Raw genomic sequence first — 18,749 nt, forward strand, 5'->3', positions numbered from 1 at the left:
GCCACCGGGCGGCGGGTGAGGAGCCTGCCCTTCACCCGCGACCAAAGCGTCTGAGCCGATCGGACCGGACCTCTTCCGGCCCTCTCCCGTTTCGGGGAGAACCTCTTCCAGCCCTCTCCCCGAAACGGGGAGAACCTCTTCCAGCCCTCTCCCCGAAACGGGGAGAGGGGGCCGAAGATCAGGTAACGACGAAGAAGGCGATCACGAGGGCGACGGCGGCAAGCGCGAAGGAGATGGTCAGCACGTAGCGGCCGACGCCTTCCTTGGTGGCTTGGCGGGATTCGGTCTGGTTCACTTGTTTTTCTGGCGCGGCCATGGCGTCATTCCGTCGGTATGGGGTTTCGGCGGGGCGTCAGGTCGGAATCGGGGACCTCCGGCACGGATGGGGGACCGGGATCGGGAAGATCCTCATTCGGGCTCGGCGCGCCATCCGGCGGGAGCGGTTGTGGGGTCGGTAACATGGGTGGCCTCCACTGGGTTGAGGATACCACTCCTAACAAGCGAAAACGGATTTCCGCTCCAAACGAACGCGAAGATCGCCCGCCTCCGCGCGTTTCCCGGCGGGTTCAGGCCGGATGCAGCACGCGAAACGCCGGCAGGATGACGCTGACGGTCGTGCCGACGCCGACCTCGCTCTCGATCGCCAGTTTGCCGCCATGCAGTTCGATGAAGTTCTTGCTGATGGTCAGGCCCAGGCCGGTACCCTCATACTCCCGGCTGAAACTGCCGTTGGCCTGCCGAAACGGCTCCATGACGAGGTCGAGCGCTTCCGGGGCGATGCCGATGCCGGTGTCGCCGACATTGATCACCAGGTCGCCGTCCTGCTGAACTCCACCCGTCACCGTGACCGTGCCGCCGCCGCGCGTGAACTTGACCGCATTGGACAGCAGGTTCAGGAGCACTTGCCGCAGCGTGCGTTCATCCGCCATGACGCAGGGCAGCGTGCTGTCGATCGCCAGTTCGAGCGTCAGGCCCTGTTCCCGAGCGCGGCCGCTGAGGATGGCGATCGAAGCCCGGGCCACGTCGCGGAGGTCGACGGCGGTTTCGTACAATTGGTACTGGCCGGCCTCGACCTTGGACATGTCGAGCACGTTGTTGATGATTTGCAGCAGGTGCTGGCCGCTGTCGTGGATATCCTTGGTGTAGCTGGCCTGACGCTCGCTCAGGGTGCCGCCGTATCCGGACTCCAGCATTTCGGAAAACCCGATGATGGCGTTGAGCGGCGTCCGCAGTTCATGGCTCATGTTGGCCAGGAATTCCGACTTTGCGCGGTTCGCGCGTTCCGCCTCGTCTCTCGCGGAGCGCAGGCGGCGGGTCATCTCCTCCATGTCGCGGCCCTGCTGCTCGAGCCGCGCCTTGGTTTCCTGAAGCTCCCGGATCTGGCCGCGAAGATGCTTCTCACGGCGGACGGCACTGGAGATGTTCTCGATCTGGACGAGGCAGAGACGCCGGCCGTCGGCGCTGTCGAGCGCCCGCACCAGCACGAGCTGGTCGATCGGATCGCCGAAACCGTCACCGGCCAGCGCCCGCAAGGGGAACGGCATCAGGTTGAAGGCATGGGAGATGAAACCGGCGCGACCATGGCACAACGCTTCGGTAATCGCGTGGGCGACCCGCGTGTTGGTCAGCGTCGGCCAGAGAGACGTCAGTTTCCGGCCATGCGCCTCCTCCTCCCCGATCCCGGAATGGACCGCCAGCCAGCGGTTCCAAACGACGACCTTCTCTTCCCGATCGAGCACGAGGAGGCCGAAATCGCTGTTGTGGACGATCAGTCCGGAAAGGTCGGGGTGGCCATACAGGGTGGATGGAAAGGACATGACGACTGACGACCCGGTCCTTTACTGGTCCATGCTTGCCAGGAACGCCCTGATGGCGGCCTGGAAGGCCTGGATGGAAGCGATATCCTGAAGGAAAAGGACGTGCCCTTCGATCCGTTTCGCGAAGAGGCCGAAATCGACCCGGATCAGCAGGACATAGGCGTTCGTGGAGGAGGCGCCGGTGGCGCCGACGATCTTTTCCGGCCGGCCGATCTGGTAGACCGGTATCTCGGTACGTATTTCCGCGTGCAGCAGGTTGGCGAAGCTGGCGAGACAATGATTGAGAATGACGTTGCCGACTTCGGTCAGCGCCTCCTCCTCCAGGTCGGTCATGTCGCCGATGGGCGGGCTGTCCGGCAGCAGCCGGCGGACCAGTTCCAGGCTGCTTCCCTCCGGGAAGATCAGCATCGCCTGACCGTCGAACGGACCGGCGAAGGTCTGCCGGACCGCGCAGATGCGCTGGCCTATCGGGCAGCCGAGCTGCTCGGGCGCGTTGGTGCGGCGGATGATGTCGAGGTTGGGCACCGAGAGGGAGACTTCGGCATCGACCATCTGCCCGAGCGCACCGGCGGCCCTGCCCATACCCAGGTTGAACAGCTCGATGATGGCGTCGCGTTCAGGATCCGAGAGTTCCATGGGCGGTGTCACGCGATGGTGGCCAGCAGTTCACGCATCTTGTCCTGCGTGATCGGCTTTTCGACGAAGCGGAATCCCTTGTCTGTCACCTTGCGCCGGATGCTGTCCTGGACGTTGGCGGTCAGGATGCTGATGTCGAGAGCCGGGAACCGCTCGTGCAATTCGCAAGAGAGGTTGAGTCCGTCCATGCCGGGCATGTTGAAGTCCACGATCGCCACGTCGGGAACGATATCGTTGACCTTCTCCAATGCGTCATCGGCATTCTTGGCCGTTACGATGAACCAGTCGGGCCGGGCCCCGCGCACCATCCCCGACACCATATTGCGGGCCAGTTGGCTGTCGTCGATGATCAGGATCGTCGTCATGAAGTCACTTTCGCGAAACAGAATGCAAGGCCACGGATCACTTCCGACTGTCCCGGTGAGAATTTTCGGGATGTCGCGTTGTTGGAACTATAGATATGGGGGAGAAGTCATTTACAGATGATTAAGTGAAATTTACTCAGTTACGTATGAAGATGCCGTCCATGGAGATCAGTCGCGCCGACCGATGATTAAAATATCCTGGAATGAATAGCGCCGGTTGAAAACCTAGTTTACCCATAACCGCGATCATGTCCAGATAAGTGCGCTCGCCGAGATAAACGGGAACGATGGAGAGTTCAAGCTGGATACCGTAGATGCGTTCCATGTTTCCCGATGCGCCTTCAAGCACCGCCGCTTCTGTGCCCTGGGTATCGATCTTCAGCAGGACGCGGTCAGTATTTCCGGCATACCTATCGAACAGGTCGTCCAGGCGGGCCAGCGGTGCGGACACTGTACCGGTATAGGCAGCGCTGTCCAGCAGGTCGGCCATCTCGGGCAGGAAGGGGAGGGAGGAACTCATGTCGGACTCGGCCGACACGTTCAGCGACACCGTTCCGGCACAGGCCCCAAGCGCCATCCTCGGCGCCACTTCCCACCGGTCGTCGGACGCCGCGGCCTTCTCCAGGGCGGCGTACGCATCGGGCAGCGGTTCGAAGGAGACGATCCTGCCTTCCCAGCCGCCTTGGCGCAGCCGGGTCGCGTACTGGCCGACATTGGCACCGACGTCTAGGACGGCACCGATGCCGTGATGGTCCAGGATCCGGACAAGCGCCCTGGTTTCCTTGGAGATGGGATTGCTCACGGTGTCTCCTCCCGAACTCGGAGATCAGCTGACTTCATGAAGGGCGTGGCTGGCGGCGTCACCGGTGCGCGAAATCCCAGTAGAGGTCTCGGGCGCGCCGTCCGACGGAGCCCGGCCCGAACGTCCGGTCCTCGACCCTGGTGACCGGCACGACCTTGGAGTAGTTGCCGGTGGAGAAGACTTCGTCCGCGTCCAGCACCTCCGCCCAGGTGACGGTGCGCTCATGGACCGGGATGCCGGCGTCGCGGAGCAGTCCGATCACGCGCCGGCGGGTGATGCCGTTCAGGAATGTCCCGTTGCAGACGGGGGTGTGGGCGACGCCGTCCTTGGCGATGAACAGGTTGGCGGTCGCGAACTCCGCGACATTGCCCAGGGGGTCCAGCAGGATGGCGTTGTCGAAGCCGCGCGCCATGGCCTCGCGGATCGCCAGCCCGGCATTGGGGTAAAGGGCGGATGCCTTGGCGTCGGTCGGCGCCGTGCCGGGCAGGGGGCGGCGCTTGGTGGACAGGCATGCGCTAAAGCCTGCGGCGGCGGGCATGGGGGATTCGTGGATGGTCAGGCAGAAGGCGGTGCTCGCCGCGTCCGGCATCACCCAGCCTTCCTCCGCAAAGAACATCGGCCGGATGTAGAGGGCGCTGCCGGCGGGAAACCGCCCGATGCCGTCGAGCGCCAGTTCGTGGATCTCGCCGGCCGTCAGCATGGGGGCGAGACCCAGGGCATGGGCCGAGGCGATCACCCGTTCGCAATGCAGGTCAAGGTCCGGCGTCACGCCTTCGAAGGCGCGGGCACCGTCGAACACGACGGAGGACAGCCACATGCAATGGCTCATGGGGCCGATGATGCCGGGATTGCCTTCGAGCCACCGGCCTTTGAAAAAGGTTAGCGCGCGAGCGGCCATGAACTGAACTCCACTGGAAAAACGGGAAGGGCATTTAAGGCCGGCCAAGCATATCCCGCTCGCTTCCCGGAACCAATGGGGGGACGGAAGACTTTTATCCGGCGGCGCGGCGGCCGCCGGGAATCTCGTTTTCAAGGTCGAGCGAGAGCTGCGGTTCGTCGTCGCCGCGCGGATCGAGCGGGCTGACGACCGGCGTCGTGCGGGGCAGGCTGCGGAACGGACCCTGTGCTTCCGCCGGGAGAGCCGGGCGCTTCATCATGCGATAGAGGCCGAATACCACCGCGGATGCGGCGCTGGCCGCGGTGAAGACGAACAATCCGGGACCGCCCAGGGCCGACATCACGGCGGATCCGGCCAGAGGTCCGATCGTGGCTCCGGCGGAATAGGAGAGAATCAGCCCGCCACTGGCCTGGACCAGTTCGGACCTGTCGATATGGTCGTTGGTGTGGGCGACGCAGACCGGATAGAGCGTGAAGGACAGGCCGCCGAACAAGGCCGCGACGGCGACCATGACGACCTGGCCATCCGTGCCGCCCACCATCCCGCTCACCGACACCATGCCGAGGCTGGCGGCGACCAGTGCCGCCGAAAGCCCAAGGATGACGGTCCGGCGGTCGAACAGGTCGGACAGCTTGCCCAAGGGCCATTGAAGCGCCACGCCGCCCAGGATGATCACGGTCATGAACAGCGCGGTCCCGGCATTGCCGAACCCCGCTTCGGTGCCGTAGACGGGCGCCAGACCGTAGATGGCGCCGGTCACCAGCCCGCTGGCGAAGGTGCCGAATATCCCCAGCGGCGAGGCTTCGTACAGGCGGCGCAGGCCGAACGACGCGATGTCGGGGAGGACGGGCGGTCCCTTGCGCGTCAGCGCTACCGGCACAAGCGCCAGTGACGTCAGCATCGCGGTGACGATGAAGCGCAGCATGCCGCTGGGATCGTCCAGCATCAGCAACTGCTGCCCGGCGGCCATGGCCCCATAGAGGGTGATCATGTAGAGCGACAGCATCTGGCCGCGCGTCTTCGAGGTCGCGCGTTCGTTCAGCCAGCTTTCGATGCACATGAACAGGCCGGCCATGCAGAAGCCTTCGGCCAGCCGGAGCAGACCCCAGAGAACGAGATCGATGTGGATCGCATGTCCCAGGGTCGCTACCGAGAAGACGGCGGCAAAGGCGGCGAAGGCCCGGATGTGCCCGACCTTGACGATGATCCGGTAGCCGTAGAGCGATCCCGCCGTGAGACCGGCATAGTAGGCGGCCATGACGAAACCGATGGCCATGGCGCCGACGCCGGCGCCCGACAGCCGGACGCCGATCATCGTGCTGAGCATCCCGCTGCCCAGCATCAGCAGGGCTACGGCCATCAGGAGGGACGAGATGGAGCGGACGATCGGCAGCATGATTACGGGCGGGCTTCCGGCAAAGGGCAGGTTGATGCGAGGCCGGCATCCTGCCTCGCGGGATGCCGGGACGCGACCCCCAAAGCTGCGGGGGCAGGCATACGGGACGAAGACTGCCGGGTCCAAGTCTGCCGGGTCCAAAGCATGCCGGATTGAAGTCAGGCCGCCAGCACCAGATCCCCATGCCCGGCCGGTGCGGCGGGCTGGCTGCCGGCGTAGTTCTGCCAGAGCGTACGGAACGCCTGCTGGCGGCTCAGCAACTCCGCAAGCGAGCCCGAGTCCACGACCTTGCCGTCGGCCATCCAGACTATCGTGTCGAAGCGGTTCAGCAGGTGCAGCCGGTGGATCGACGATGCGATGCAGGCGTCGGGGAACTCCGCCAGGAGATTGTCGTAGAGGCGGGCTTCGGTAACGGGGTCCATGCTGCTGGTCGGCTCGTCCAGCATGATGAGCGAGCTGCCGCGCGATGCCAGGATACCACGAGCCAGCGCCAGACGCTGCTTCTGGCCGCCCGACATGTTGAGGCCGCGTTCCGTGATCTCGCTGTCCAGGCCGGCAGGCAGGCGCGCGACCACGGAGGCGAGGCAGGCGAGGTCGCAGGCCCGCTCCACCGTTTCCGATGGCCACGATATGCCCATCGTGATGTTCTGGGAGAGGGTTCCCTCGAACACTTCCGGGTCCTGGGGAACCAGCGTCGCCAGTGGCGCCAGATCCCGGAGATCGGGACGGGGCGTGCCGTCGATGGCGATGGAAACCCGGTCGGCCTCGTACAGTCCGGCCAGGATGCGCAGCAGCGTGCTCTTGCCCGATCCGCTCTCGCCGACGAAGGCGATCCTGCCGCCGCGCTTGAGCGTCAGCGACAGGTCGCTGAGGGTAGGGACGCCGAAGGCCGGCGCATGTCCGCGCCGCCCGGCGTGGGTGAAATCGAGCCCGTCGATGCGGATCTCGCGCCAGTCGTCCGGCACCGGCAGGGCCGAGGAGGACGGACGCGGCTGCGCCGCCATGATCTCGTCGGCGCTGCCGATATCGGCTTGATAGCGGACAAGTTCCTGCCAGTTCGTCGCCATCGAGCCAACGACGTTGCCGATCTGCTGGGAGTACTGGTGTACCATGACCGCGGTGCCGAGCAGGATGAAGCCCTCGCTCCGCCAGGCAAGCCACGCGTACAGGACGACCAGTCCGCAACGGTTGCCGTTGTTGTGCAGGTCGATGGCGCACCATTTCGCCTCGTTGATGACGACGCCGCGCCGCAAAGGAGCGAACACGGCTGTCAGCCGGGTGGCTACCGCCGAACGGGTGGCCGCCTGGAGCCGCAGGGTCAGGACCGTGGAGATGTTGCCCAGGCAGTCGATCAGTTCGGCATTGTAACGACGCTCGAAGCGGTTCTCCTCCAGCAGGAGGTGGACCATGATGCGATCGAACCGGATCAGGATGGCGAAGATCAGGGCGTAGCCGATGACCGCCGCAGTCCCTGTCGCGGAGGAGACGAGGCAGAGCGCCGCCAAGGGACCGATCAGGCTGACGCCGTTCTGGAGATAGATGAACTGGTTCTGGGAAAAGCCGAACAACGCCTGGGTCGATTTCGCCATGCGCTGGATCGTTTCGCCCGAGTGATGACTTTCGTGCCAGCGCAGCGGCAGCGCCACGGCCTTAGCGTAGAGCGTGTCGGCGAACTTCTCCCGGATTCGGACCGCCATGAACCGTTCCAGTACCCGGCCCGGACCGTGCATCGCCCAGGCCACTACGCAGGCGCCGAACATCATGGCCATGTTCCAGCCGGCCAGCGCCAAGTCCTGGCCGCCGGCGGTCTGGATCGCGTTGACGGCCTGGCCGAAGTACCAGGGGATCGTCAGGCGTACGGCCTGTGCCGCAAACAGCAGCGACATGAACAGCGCCACCAGCGGCCTGTTGCCGGCGGCATATCGCCAGAACGCCCTGTAAAGGCCGAAGATGCCGGTCTGGGGTGTACGTTGATCCGTGGAATGAAAAGGGATGCTGCCGGGTGTCGTCATAACGTCTCGCGCTGTCACCGGATGCCGTTCAGGCCGGTGACGGCACACTACCCGCTGCATGGTTAATGCAGCGTTTAGGTTAACGGTGGCCGGGCTATTCAGGCCATGACGAGCTTGCCCGTAACCCCTGGAAAGAAGCCTCGTTGCGGCTGGTCCGCGATGCCGTCGATGATGGCGTCGGCGAGCGCCAGTGCTATGCTCGTCTCGCTGCGGGCATCCATCCCGAACACGTTGACCAGCCCCCTGATGCCGTGCTGCACCGGCGTCTGGATTTCGATGTCCGCGCCGTCTTCATGGGCATGCGTCACGTCCAGCCAGCTGTCGCCCCGGAAGCCGGGGTAGAACAGGGCCGATGCATCCTCGTCCAGGCAGCTTGGCACCACAAGGCGCTGGAATGGCGCCGTTCCTTCGAGGTGATAGCGTTTGCCGGGCGTCGGCGGCATGCCGCCGGGCAAGTGTTGTTTCATGCCGCCGATGCGGGCCGCCACCTGATAGGCTTCGACTTCCTCGGCGGCATTGATCAGGATGTCGCAACGGAGCGTCGTCAATTCTCCGGGATGGCCGGCCAGATCGAGTTCGAAGCCCCGTCCCATCGGATAGGCCGCGACGAGCCGGCTGTCCTCCGTCACGTAGGCGCCGCGATTTTCCGCGTCGATGCGGAGGTTCAGGCGCAGGGCGTCGCCATCGACGATACCGGCATCTTCGGCCAAAAGCGCTCCGACGCATTTGAGGCCCGGTTCGAGCCCGATGGCCTCACCGGCATCGAGAAGCCGGGCAGGCGGCTGTCCGGGAGCGGCCGCGCCGTCGATTTCGGACTTGAGGGCGGCAAGCGCCTGCCATTCCATCGCACTGCGCGCGACGACCAACTGGCCGGTCAGGGACAGAGGCGTGCCGGTGAGTCTGCAATAGGATTTCAGCGCCTCGGAACTCCGCGCGCGGAGAATGGCGCGCAGAGTGTCCGGCCGGTCCAGCACAGCGGCTTCGATGGGTTCCGGCCAGCCCGGTCCGGGCACGAGGCCGTTGCCGTCGTCCGCATCGCGTCCGCGCCGGGCGATCAGCATGACCTCGTGTCCCGCTATGGCCAATCGGCGCGCAACGGCGGCACCCGCCGTTCCAGCACCGATGACAACACATTCCATTCTGTCGATAGTCATAATCTGACCTTCATCATGAAACTATTGGAAATCCGAGGTGCCAAGAAGTCGTTTCAATGATTTGTTACAATCGACTTCGAAGATTTTGTTTTGAAAGCAACTACACAAATCAGAGACCATAGAATGAGGCAGATGTATTCGATCAGGAAAGTCGGTTTTTTTTCATACGACCATGTGGATTCTAATGATCTTCATGGCATGGCCGGATGGCCCGACTGTGTGGGCCGACGACCGAGGAAAAGCCGTGGGGAACAAGGCGTCGGATGGCGTGTTTCGCCTGACGCCATTCCGTACGGGCGATAGCTCCCTCCCGCTGGCCCGCCGGCCGGCAACCAAACATCGATATGGAGCAAGTAAGTGAGTGGAAAAAAGGTTCGCCTAGCGATCGTCGGCGTAGGCAATTGTGCGTCATCGCTTGTGCAGGGCCTGGAGTATTACCGGAACGCACCGGAAGACGAGCAGGTCCCCGGGCTGATGCATGTCACGCTGGGCGGATACCATATCGGCGACATCGAGATCGTCGCCGCCTTCGACGTGGCCGACGGCAAGGTCGGCCGTGACGTCGCGGAAGCGATCTGGGCGCCGCCCAACAACACGATCCGATTCGCCGAGGTGCCGAAGACCGGCGTGACCGTGGAGCGCGGACCGACGCTGGACGGCCTGGGAAAATATCTCGGGCAGATCGTTACGGAATCGGAACGGCCCGTCGCCGATGTCGTCGGCATCCTCCGCGCCACCCGCGCGGATGTTATGGTGTCCTACCTTCCCGTCGGGTCCGAGCAGTATGCGGGTCAGGCGCTGGAGGCGGGCTGCGCGCTGGTCAACTGCATTCCCTCCTTCATCGCGTCGCGCGACGTCTGGCGCCGCCGGTTCGAGGAGAAGCGGCTGCCGATCATCGGCGACGACATCAAGTCACAGGTAGGCGCCACCATCGTCCACCGCGTCCTGACCAACCTGTTCCGCGAACGCGGCGTGCGGCTGGACCGCACATACCAGCTCAATTTCGGCGGGAATGCCGATTTCGAGAACATGCTGGAACGCGACCGGCTGGAATCGAAGAAGATTTCCAAGACCAACGCCGTGACCAGCCAGATGGACGTGCCGCTGTCCAACGAGAACGCCCATGTCGGTCCCAGTGATTACGTCCCTTGGCTGGCCGACCGCAAATGGTGCTACATCCGCATGGAAGGCACGACCTTCGGCAATGTCCCGCTGAACTGCGAGCTGAAGCTGGAAGTGTGGGACTCGCCCAATTCGGCCGGCGTCGTGATCGACGCGGTCCGCTGCGCGAAGCTGGCGATGGACCGGGGGATCGGCGGTGCGCTGATCGGCCCCAGCAGCTATTTCATGAAGTCGCCGCCGCAGCAGTTCACCGATGCCGAAGCCCGTGCCCGGACCCTCCGCTTCATTGCCGGCGAGTCCTGACGTTGCGGTTGCCGGGTGGCTGAAGCCATGGTGACCAAGACCGTCCATCTGGTCCGTCACGGCTCCCACGTACTGCCGCCGGACGTCCTTGCCGGACGTTTGTCCGGCGTAAGGCTGTCGGACGCGGGACGAGAGCAGGCGCATCGCGCAGCCGAGCGCTTGGCGGATGGCGGCCCTGTCGACGCCGTGCAGTGCAGTCCGCTGGAGCGGACCTGCGAGACCGCGATCATCATCGCGGAGCGGCTGGGACTCGTCCCGGTCCAGGCGGATGCCCTGATGGAGATCAATTTCGGCGGCTGGACCGGCAGTTCTTTCGAGGAGTTGGAGGAGCGCGAGGATTGGCGGCGCTGGAACCACTTCCGCACGGGCACGAGGCCGCCGGGCGGCGAGACGATGCTGGAGGTCCAGGCGCGCGCTTTGCGCCACGTGGAGACTCTTGCCGGCGGTAGCGCAACGGTGCTGGTCACCCATTGCGACGTGATCAGGGCTTTGCTGACGCACTGGCTCGGCATGCCGGCCGACCTGCTCCTGCGGCTGGAGATTGCACCCGCTTCCATCAGCACCGTCGAAATCGGTCCCTGGGGACCCCGAATCCTGCGAATCAACGAGGAAGCATAATGAGCGAGCAGGACGATATCAGGCGCCGGATCGACGATCTGGGCCAGTGGTTTCACAACATCGACTTGAAGGGCGTGCGAACCGCCCCGAACCATTTCCTGGGCGATTATCCGAACGTCAAGTGGCGGCACTTCGCCCATGCCGTGCCGAAGGACCTGCGCGGCATGACCGTGCTGGATATCGGCTGCAACGGCGGCTTCTATTCGATCGAGATGAAGCGCCGGGGCGCCGACCGCGTCGTCGCTGTCGATACCGAAACGATGTACCTGAACCAAGCCCGTTTCGCTGCCGAAATGAGCGGCGTCGAGATCGAGTTCCGCAATCTGTCGGTCTACGACGTGGCCAAGCTGGGCGAGCGCTTCGACCTCGTCATCTTCATGGGCGTGCTGTACCACCTGCGGCACCCGCTGCTGGCGCTGGACCTGATCCACGACCATGTCGCGCGCGACCTGATGCTGTTCCAGTCGATGCAGCGCGGCAGCGCCGATGTCGAGCCGCTGGAACCCGACTACCCGATCGAGGAGACGAAGATCTTCGACCGGCCGGGCTATCCGAAGATGCACTTCGTCGAGCACCGCTATTCCCACGACGACAGCAACTGGTGGATTCCCAACCGCGCCTGCGTCGAGGCCATGCTCCGCGACAGCGGATTCGAAATCAGGGAGCGGGCGGAGGAAGAGGTCTATCTCTGCCGGCGGGTCGAACGCGCGGCACCGGGTATCGGGGCAGTCTATCCAGCGAGGGGACAGGAATGATCGAAGCGGCGATGATCTGGAACGAGCCCAACAACAAGTCCCATTGGGACCCGGAGATCGACCCCGATTGGATCGGCTTTGGGCGGATGGCGACCTTGGCGGGTCAGGCGATCTCGGCCGAGGCTCCCGGATTGCTGCGGGTCCTGGGCGGCATCTCGCCGATCGATCCGGCCTTCATCCTGAAGCTTCAGGAGCGGGGCGTTCTGGACAACCTGGACGTCGTGGCGCTGCACGGCTTTCCGCTGGACTGGAACCTGTGGCAGATCGACGAGTGGCCGGAGCGGCTGAAGGAGATCCAGTCCGTCACCAACCTGCCGGTCTGGGTCACGGAAGTCGGCGTTTCGACCTTCGGGGCCGAGGAAGTGCAGGAGTTCGGTCTTCAGCGGACGGCGGACCTGCTGATCGGCCGGGTACCGCGCATCCACTGGTATAGCCTCTACGACCTGCCGCGCTCGTGGGAGGCGACGACCCGCCACCGGGAAGCGGAGGGGTCTTCCTATTACAGGCACTTCTACATGGGGCTGATCCGGGAAGACGGTTCGCCCAAGCTGGCGATGCGGCACTTCCACAACTACGCGCCGGACATGGGCCTGTGCCAGTGGTTCCATTTCGAGGACCACCGGCTGGAGGATGCCGTACGCACGATGCGGGAATTGGGCGTGCGTCACCTGCGGACGGGCCTGAGCTGGGCCGACAGCTTCCGGCCGAACGCGATGGAGTGGTTCGACCGCCAGATGCTGGCGCTGGAGGAGTTCGACGTGACCGTGACCTTCTGCTTCACGCCGGAGCATCGCGGCATCGCTCCGCACCATACCAGCGCGCCGCAGGTCCCGGAGGAGTTCGCCGAGTTCTGCGCCACCATGATCCGGCGCTACGCCGCCTGAGCGCCGTTAGGTCACTCCGCCGCGTCGGCACCCGGCGGCCATCCCATGCGGGGGGTGCCGCGCGCCAGCAGGTGCGACACGCGCGGCGGCTCGCTTCCCTGGTGGAACCTGCGGACGCGGTCCAGCGTCCCGCGGTCCGCCATGGTCGCGCGCCGCTGATGGCGCAGGTCGTCCAGCCAGGACGGCAGCAGGAAGGCTTCGACCCAGCGGCTGGGTTTGGCCGCATCCTGGTAGAGCGTCCAGCGCACCGCTCCGTCCCGCTTGCGGAGACGGCGGAGCGAACGCATCGCGGCGGAGAAGGCGGCGGCCTTGGCGGGATCGACGTCGTATTCGACGGTCACCGCGACCGATCCCGGCCCGGCATCGACGCCGGGCGCCAGCGTCGGCCGGGGCAGGGCCGTGATCGGCGACAGGTCGGGCGCGATGTTGGCCGGCAGGCGGAACCGGAAGCCGAGGACGAGACTGGCGAGCAGGGCGGCTCCGGCGATGGTGAGCGCCTGACCGGTGCCGATCGCTTCGGCGGCGTGGCCCCAGCCCCAGCTTCCCAAAGCTAGTCCACCGAACAGCGACATCTGATAGATCGACAGCACGCGCGCCTTGACCCAGTTGGCGGCGGAGAGCTGCACCATGACGTTGAAGCTGGACAGCGTCGTCATCCAGGCCGCTCCGCCGAGCACCAGCGCCGGGACAACGGCGTAGAGGCTCTGCATCAGTCCGGCGACCAGCGTCGCGACCGCGAAACAGGCGGTGCCCAGCGCCACCATGACCTGTCCGCTGGTCCGCCGGCGGAGAGTGCCGATGTTGAGCGCGCCGATGATGGCGCCGACGCCCAGGCTGGTCAGGAGGATGCCGTAGGTGGAAGGGCCGCCGCCGAGGTCCTGCCGGGCCACCAGCGGCAGCAGCGCCCAGACGGCGCCCGCCAGACCGGTAAAGACGAAGCAGCGGAGCATCACGGTCAGGACGGTCGGAGAACCGCCGACATAGCGGAGGCCGCTGACCATCGCCGGCAGCAGATGCTCGCGCGGCAACTCGTCCACCGGGCGCTTGGGCCGCCACATCAGCAGGACGCCGATGATGAAGACGTTGGACACGGCGTTTAGGATGAACGACGCCTGCACCCCGAAGCCGGCGACGACCAGCCCGCCGATGGCGGGGCCGACCGACCGCGCGATGTTGAAGCCGATGCTGTTGAGCGCCACCGCCATCGGCAGTTCCGACCGTGGGACCAGATCGCCCACGGTCGCCTGATATGCCGGCTGTCGCAGGGCCGAGCCGGTATCGAGGATGAAGACCAGCGCCAGCAGCAGCCACGGCGTCACGGCCCCGGCGCCTTCCAGCACCGCGATCAGCGTGGCGCCGGACAGGACGATGATCTGGCCGGTCATGAAGACCAGCCGCCTGTCCCACAGGTCCGCCAGCGCGCCGCCGAACAGCGAGAACAGCAGCACGGGAAGGGCGGTGGCCGACTGGACCAGCGCCACCATCGGGGCGCTGTCGGTGATCGACGTCATCAGCCATGCCGCACCCACGGATTGTATCCAGACGCCCATGTTGGACATCAGGGTCGCCAGCCAGATCGCCCGGAACATCGGGTAGCGGAAGGGGGACAGCGAGGCTGGCAGGCGGGGGCGCGGCAGGATGCCGCCGATGGACTTGGTGTCTTCTTCTCGTGCCGGCATGGGGAGACAGGGACCAATAGGGAAGCGGCGGGCCGGCAACTTGCCGCCCGTTCGCTATCTCAACAATCCGTGCCGCGAAATAGGTTCATGACTAAAGAGGTAATGTGGGCTATGACATAAGTGAGGATGGGCCTTTACCGCGTCGCGGTATCGGTCTACTCTCCCTCGCGTCAACAGCGTCGGCTGGCAGCTATGTCATTCGAGATCGAACGAAGGTTCCTTGTCTGCCAGGATGTCCGGCATTTCTGTCGCCACGGTGACAGGATAGTGCAAGGCTATATCTCCTTCGACAACGGCAACGGCGGACAGAAGGCCCGTGTCCGGATAAGGAACGATCAGGCGTTCCTGACGATCAAGGGTGACCGGCGCGGTCTGGTCCGTCCGGAATTCGAACGGGCGGTGCCTCTTTCGTGGGCGTCGGTTCTGTTGTCCCGGCTTCCGCCCGAAACGCTCATCCGCAAGACGCGCTACGAAGTCGGCTTCGCCGGGATGACCTGGGAGATCGACGTGTTCGACGGCCGCAACAGCGGCCTGGTGGTGGCGGAGATCGAACTGGAACATGCCGAGCAGGAGATCGAACTGCCGGACTGGGTCGGGGCCGAAGTGACCTTCGATGAGCGCTACGGCAATTCGTCGCTTTCCCTCCGCCCCGTCAGCACGTGGCCGGCGGCCGCGTGAGCCTGCCCCTTCCTGTATTCTAGGCGAAATCCTTGAAGCTGTCGGCGACGGCGCGGTCGTAGCCTTGGCTGGCCAGCAATAGCTGCCGGGTATAGTCCTGCCGCGCCTCCCCTCGGCGCAGGCTTTCGACATCCAGTTCCTCGACCACGCGGCCTCGGTTCATCACCGCCAGCCGGTCGCACATATAGGCGACCACGGCGAGGTTGTGGCTGACGAGGATGTAGGTCAGGGCGTGCTCCGCCCGCAGGCGCTTGAGCAGGTTCAGGATTTCCGCCTGGACGGAGACGTCCAGCGCCGAGGTCGGCTCGTCCAGCAGCAGGACGCGTGGCTCCAGGATCAGGGCGCGGGCGATGGCGACGCGCTGGCGCTGGCCGCCGGAAAGCTGGTGCGGAAAGCGGAAGCGGAACTGCGGGCCGAGGCCGACTTCGCGCAGCGTACGGTCGATCCGCTTGTCGGCATCGCCGAGGCCGTGGATGGCGACCGGCTCCGCCAGGATGCGGTCGACCGTGTGGCGCGGGTGCAGGGAGCCGTAGGGGTCCTGGAAGACCATCTGGCAGCGTTTGTAGAACGCCTTGTCGCGCTGGCGTCCGAGCGTTTGGCCGTCGAGCGAGAGGGAGCCGGACCAGTCCGGGTTCAGCCCGGACACCGCCCGCAGGACGGTGGATTTGCCGGACCCGGATTCGCCGACCAGTCCGAAGCTCTCTCCCGGCTTGACCCGGAAGGTGACGTTTTGCACCGCGTTGACGGCGGCGGCGCCGTAGCCGAAGGTGACGTCGAGGTCTTCGATGCCGATCATGGCCGGGGTCATCGTCCGCCCTCCGCCGCCCAGGCGGGATCTCGGGTCAGGACGGGGAGTTCAGGGCGGTCGTCGTCCAGGCGGGGCAGGCTGTCCAGCAGGCCACGGGTGTAGGGATGCTTGGCCGCGTGCAACTCGCCGGCGCGGCAGGTTTCGACCACCCGCCCGGCATACATGATGAGGATGCGGTCGCAGAAGGAGGCGACGAGGTTGAGGTCGTGGCTGATGAAGATCAGGCCCATGCCCCGGCTGCTGCACAGTTCGTCCATGATGGCGAGAACCTGCATCTGGACCGTCACGTCGAGGGCGGATGTCGGCTCGTCCGCGATCAGCAGGTCGGGGTCGGGGATCAGCATCATCGCGATCATGATGCGCTGCCCCATGCCGCCCGAAACCTCGTGAGGGTAAAGGTCGAAGACCCGCTCGGGGTCGCGGATGCGCACGGCCTCGAGCATATCCAGCGTGCGCCGGCGTGCTTCGGACCGGCTGGCCTTGGTGTGGACGCGGTAGGCTTCCGCGATCTGGCGGCCGACGGTCATCACGGGGTTCAGCGAGAACTTGGGATCCTGCATGACCATCGAGATCCGCTGGCCGCGTATCTCCCGCATCTTGCGCTCCGAGGCGTGCAGCAGGTCGGTGCCGTCGAAGTCGATCCTATCGGCGGTGACCTCGCCCGGCGGCGCCACCAGCCGGAGCAGGGAGCGGCCCGTCACCGACTTGCCGGAACCGGATTCGCCGACGATGCCCAGCTTCTCGCGCCCGACTGTGAAGGAGACGCCGCGCACCGCCTCCGTGAAGCCGGTGCGGGACGGAAAGCGGACGCGCAGGTTCTCCACGGTCAGGAGGGGCGTTGCGGATGGAGAAGCGGTCATCAGTTCTTCGGGTCCAGCACGTCGCGCAGGCCGTCGCCCAGCAGGTTGAAGCCGAGGCTGACGACGAAGATGGCGATGCCGGGCAGGGTGGCGACCCACCACTGGTCCAGCAGGTATTGCCGTCCGGTCGAGATCATGGCGCCCCATTCCGGCAGCGGCGGCTGGGCGCCGAGGCCCAGGAAGCCGAGGCCGGCGGCGGTCAGGATGATGCCGGCCATGTCCAGCGTCACCCGGACGATCAGCGAGGAGGTGCAGAGCGGAACCACGTGGCCCAGGATGATCCGGGCCGGGGAGGCGCCCTGAAGGCGGACGGCGCTGATGAAGTCGCTGTTCCGGATGGTTATCGTTTCCGCCCGCGCGATGCGGGCATAGGGCGGCCAGGAGGTGATCGCGATGGCGATCACGGCGTTCTCGATTCCGGGACCGAGCGCCGAGACGAAGGCCAGCGCCAGGATCAGCTTGGGGAACGCCAGGAAGACGTCGGTGATCCGCATCAGCACGATGTCGGTCCAGCCGCCGAGATAGCCGGAGATCGTGCCGATCAGCAGGCCGGCCACCGGGGCGGTCAGCGCCACCAGCAGTACGATGTAGAGCGTCAGGCGCGAGCCGTAGACGACGCGCGACCAGATGTCCCGGCCGTACTGGTCGGTGCCGAACCAGTTGGCGGCGCTGGGCGGCTGAAGCCTGTTCGCCAGGTCCTGGGCGAAGGGATGATGCGTGGCGATCAGCGGCGCCAGCAGCGCCATCAGCATCAGCGCCACGACGATGCCGAGGCCGACCATCGCCAGCTTGTTGCCGGTGAAGGTGAGCCAGCCGCCGTACAGGCGGCCCATGCGCGCCTGGGACCGCGACTGCGGCGTATCGCTCAGCAGCCAGTCACGGGCGGTCATTTCTTCGCCCTCGGGTCGAGCAGGCGGTAGAGCAGGTCGGACAGCATGTTGAGGCCGATGAAGACGGCGCCGACGACGAGGGTTCCGCCCAGCACGGCGTTCATGTCGGCGTTGAGCAGCGAGTTGGTGATGTAGAGGCCGAGGCCGGGCCACGCGAAGACCGTCTCCGTCAGGACCGATCCTTCCAGCAGGTTGGCGTAGGACAATGCCACCACCGTAATCAGCGGCACCGCGATGTTGCCGAGCGCGTGGCGCCAGATCACGCGGGTTTCCGACATGCCCTTGACCCTGGCGGTCGTGATGTATTCCTGACGCAACTGGTCGAGCATGAAGCTCCGCGTCATGCGGCTGATATAGGCGATGCTGAAATACCCCAGGATGGATGCAGGCAGGATCAGGTGCGACAGGGCGTTCCAGAAGATCTCGGTCTCCCCGGCCAGCAGGGCGTCCACCGTGATGACGCCGGTCACCGGATCGACCAGCCCGTCGTAGAACACGTCCAGCCTTCCGGGCCCCGGCGCCCAGTCCAGCTTGGCGTAGAACAGCAGCAGTCCGACCAGACCTAGCCAGAAGACCGGCACCGAGTAGCCGACCAGCCCCAGGACACGGACCAGATGGTCCGGCCAGCGCCCGCGGTGGACGGCGGCGAAGACCCCGGCGGGAACGCCGACGGCGACGCCGATGAAGATCGCGGCGGTCGCGAGTTCCAGCGTAGCGGGGAAGGCGCGGCTGATATCGTCCAGCACCGGCTGCGAGGTCAGGACCGAAGTGCCGAAATCGCCTTGCAGGACATCGCCGACATAGCGGATGAACTGCTGCCAGAGCGGCAGGTCCAGCCCCATCTCGATCCGCATCCGCTCATACGTCTCGGCGTTGGCGCGATCGCCGACGGCGGCCAGAACGGGATCGATCGGCACGACGCGGCCGATCAGGAACGTGACGAGCAGCAGCCCCAGGAACGTCAGGGCGACGGACAGCAGGAACCCGGCAACACGCTTGAAAGGCCCCGCAGGTCGGCGGGGCCGGGCGGCGGGGGTCGTCCCGCCGCTTTTAAGGAGATCGGGCAATGCCT

General features: G+C 65.5%; 18 protein-coding genes. 5 read left to right on the top strand and 13 right to left on the bottom strand.

Annotated features, from left to right (window positions below; genetic code table 11):
• Nucleotides 1–566 precede the first annotated feature (566 nt).
• From AC5JJ6_RS14560 to AC5JJ6_RS14595, 8 genes are all read right to left on the bottom strand, one after another.
• Nucleotides 567–1,817 carry a PAS domain-containing sensor histidine kinase gene (locus AC5JJ6_RS14560; RefSeq protein WP_496042739.1) on the bottom strand — a complete coding sequence of 417 codons (1,251 nt, stop codon included), beginning with the start codon at nucleotides 1,815–1,817 and terminating at the stop codon, nucleotides 567–569.
• A gap of 21 nt (nucleotides 1,818–1,838) precedes the next feature.
• Nucleotides 1,839–2,453, bottom strand: a complete 615-nt coding sequence (locus AC5JJ6_RS14565; RefSeq protein WP_496042740.1) for a chemotaxis protein — start codon at nucleotides 2,451–2,453, stop codon at nucleotides 1,839–1,841.
• Nucleotides 2,454–2,461: 8 nt separating this feature from the next.
• The gene (locus AC5JJ6_RS14570; RefSeq protein ID WP_496042741.1) at nucleotides 2,462–2,818 is read right to left on the bottom strand and encodes a response regulator transcription factor; all 357 of its coding nucleotides are present in this window, start codon (nucleotides 2,816–2,818) and stop codon (nucleotides 2,462–2,464) included.
• 136 nt (nucleotides 2,819–2,954) lie between these two features.
• Entirely contained in the window at nucleotides 2,955–3,620 is a 666-nt protein-coding gene (locus AC5JJ6_RS14575) for an FkbM family methyltransferase (protein ID WP_496042742.1), read from the bottom strand.
• 58 nt (nucleotides 3,621–3,678) lie between these two features.
• Nucleotides 3,679–4,518 (bottom strand): branched-chain amino acid aminotransferase, encoded by an 840-nt coding sequence (locus AC5JJ6_RS14580; protein WP_496042743.1) that lies wholly within the window; start codon nucleotides 4,516–4,518, stop codon nucleotides 3,679–3,681.
• 94 nt (nucleotides 4,519–4,612) lie between these two features.
• Entirely contained in the window at nucleotides 4,613–5,914 is a 1,302-nt protein-coding gene (locus tag AC5JJ6_RS14585; protein WP_496042744.1) for an MFS transporter, read from the bottom strand.
• Between the two features lie 158 nt (nucleotides 5,915–6,072).
• Entirely contained in the window at nucleotides 6,073–7,926 is a 1,854-nt protein-coding gene (locus tag AC5JJ6_RS14590; protein WP_496042745.1) for an ABC transporter ATP-binding protein, read from the bottom strand.
• A 98-nt stretch (nucleotides 7,927–8,024) separates the two neighbouring features.
• A complete protein-coding gene (locus tag AC5JJ6_RS14595; protein ID WP_496042746.1) occupies nucleotides 8,025–9,080 on the bottom strand; it encodes an FAD-dependent oxidoreductase in 1,056 nt (351 codons plus the stop codon).
• A gap of 357 nt (nucleotides 9,081–9,437) precedes the next feature.
• Here AC5JJ6_RS14595 and AC5JJ6_RS14600 point away from each other — a divergent pair, with 357 nt between their 5' ends.
• Genes AC5JJ6_RS14600 through AC5JJ6_RS14615 form a run of 4 tightly spaced genes read left to right on the top strand, consistent with a single transcriptional unit; the run spans nucleotide 9,438 to nucleotide 12,762 of the window.
• Nucleotides 9,438–10,505, top strand: a complete 1,068-nt coding sequence (locus tag AC5JJ6_RS14600; protein WP_496042747.1) for an inositol-3-phosphate synthase — start codon at nucleotides 9,438–9,440, stop codon at nucleotides 10,503–10,505.
• A gap of 27 nt (nucleotides 10,506–10,532) precedes the next feature.
• A complete protein-coding gene (locus AC5JJ6_RS14605) occupies nucleotides 10,533–11,123 on the top strand; it encodes a histidine phosphatase family protein (RefSeq protein WP_496042748.1) in 591 nt (196 codons plus the stop codon).
• Nucleotides 11,123–11,878 carry a TIGR04290 family methyltransferase gene (locus AC5JJ6_RS14610; protein ID WP_496042749.1) on the top strand — a complete coding sequence of 252 codons (756 nt, stop codon included), beginning with the start codon at nucleotides 11,123–11,125 and terminating at the stop codon, nucleotides 11,876–11,878. Before AC5JJ6_RS14605 ends, AC5JJ6_RS14610 begins: the two co-directional genes overlap by 1 nt.
• Complete coding sequence (locus AC5JJ6_RS14615) at nucleotides 11,875–12,762, top strand: glycoside hydrolase 5 family protein (RefSeq protein WP_496042750.1); 888 nt, start codon at nucleotides 11,875–11,877, stop codon at nucleotides 12,760–12,762. Before AC5JJ6_RS14610 ends, AC5JJ6_RS14615 begins: the two co-directional genes overlap by 4 nt.
• Before the next feature lie 11 nt (nucleotides 12,763–12,773).
• Here the strand turns inward: AC5JJ6_RS14615 and AC5JJ6_RS14620 are convergent, their stop codons facing one another.
• Nucleotides 12,774–14,441 carry an MFS transporter gene (locus tag AC5JJ6_RS14620; RefSeq protein ID WP_496042751.1) on the bottom strand — a complete coding sequence of 556 codons (1,668 nt, stop codon included), beginning with the start codon at nucleotides 14,439–14,441 and terminating at the stop codon, nucleotides 12,774–12,776.
• A gap of 192 nt (nucleotides 14,442–14,633) precedes the next feature.
• Here AC5JJ6_RS14620 and AC5JJ6_RS14625 point away from each other — a divergent pair, with 192 nt between their 5' ends.
• Nucleotides 14,634–15,119, top strand: a complete 486-nt coding sequence (locus AC5JJ6_RS14625) for a CYTH domain-containing protein (RefSeq protein ID WP_496042752.1) — start codon at nucleotides 14,634–14,636, stop codon at nucleotides 15,117–15,119.
• Nucleotides 15,120–15,138: 19 nt separating this feature from the next.
• Here the strand turns inward: AC5JJ6_RS14625 and AC5JJ6_RS14630 are convergent, their stop codons facing one another.
• Genes AC5JJ6_RS14630 through AC5JJ6_RS14645 form a run of 4 tightly spaced genes read right to left on the bottom strand, consistent with a single transcriptional unit; the run spans nucleotide 15,139 to nucleotide 18,657 of the window.
• Nucleotides 15,139–15,927 carry an ABC transporter ATP-binding protein gene (locus AC5JJ6_RS14630; RefSeq protein WP_496042753.1) on the bottom strand — a complete coding sequence of 263 codons (789 nt, stop codon included), beginning with the start codon at nucleotides 15,925–15,927 and terminating at the stop codon, nucleotides 15,139–15,141.
• On the bottom strand, nucleotides 15,924–16,787 hold the full coding sequence (locus tag AC5JJ6_RS14635) for an ABC transporter ATP-binding protein (RefSeq protein ID WP_496042754.1): 864 nt from the start codon (nucleotides 16,785–16,787) through the stop codon (nucleotides 15,924–15,926). Before AC5JJ6_RS14635 ends, AC5JJ6_RS14630 begins: the two co-directional genes overlap by 4 nt.
• The gene (gene nikC, locus AC5JJ6_RS14640) at nucleotides 16,787–17,677 is read right to left on the bottom strand and encodes a nickel transporter permease (protein ID WP_496042755.1); all 891 of its coding nucleotides are present in this window, start codon (nucleotides 17,675–17,677) and stop codon (nucleotides 16,787–16,789) included. Before nikC ends, AC5JJ6_RS14635 begins: the two co-directional genes overlap by 1 nt.
• Nucleotides 17,674–18,657: an ABC transporter permease gene (locus AC5JJ6_RS14645; RefSeq protein WP_496042756.1), complete on the bottom strand. Its 984-nt coding sequence runs from the start codon at nucleotides 18,655–18,657 to the stop codon at nucleotides 17,674–17,676. Before AC5JJ6_RS14645 ends, nikC begins: the two co-directional genes overlap by 4 nt.
• Nucleotides 18,658–18,749 lie beyond the last annotated feature (92 nt).

It is taken from the genome of Skermanella sp. (genome assembly GCF_059503625.1).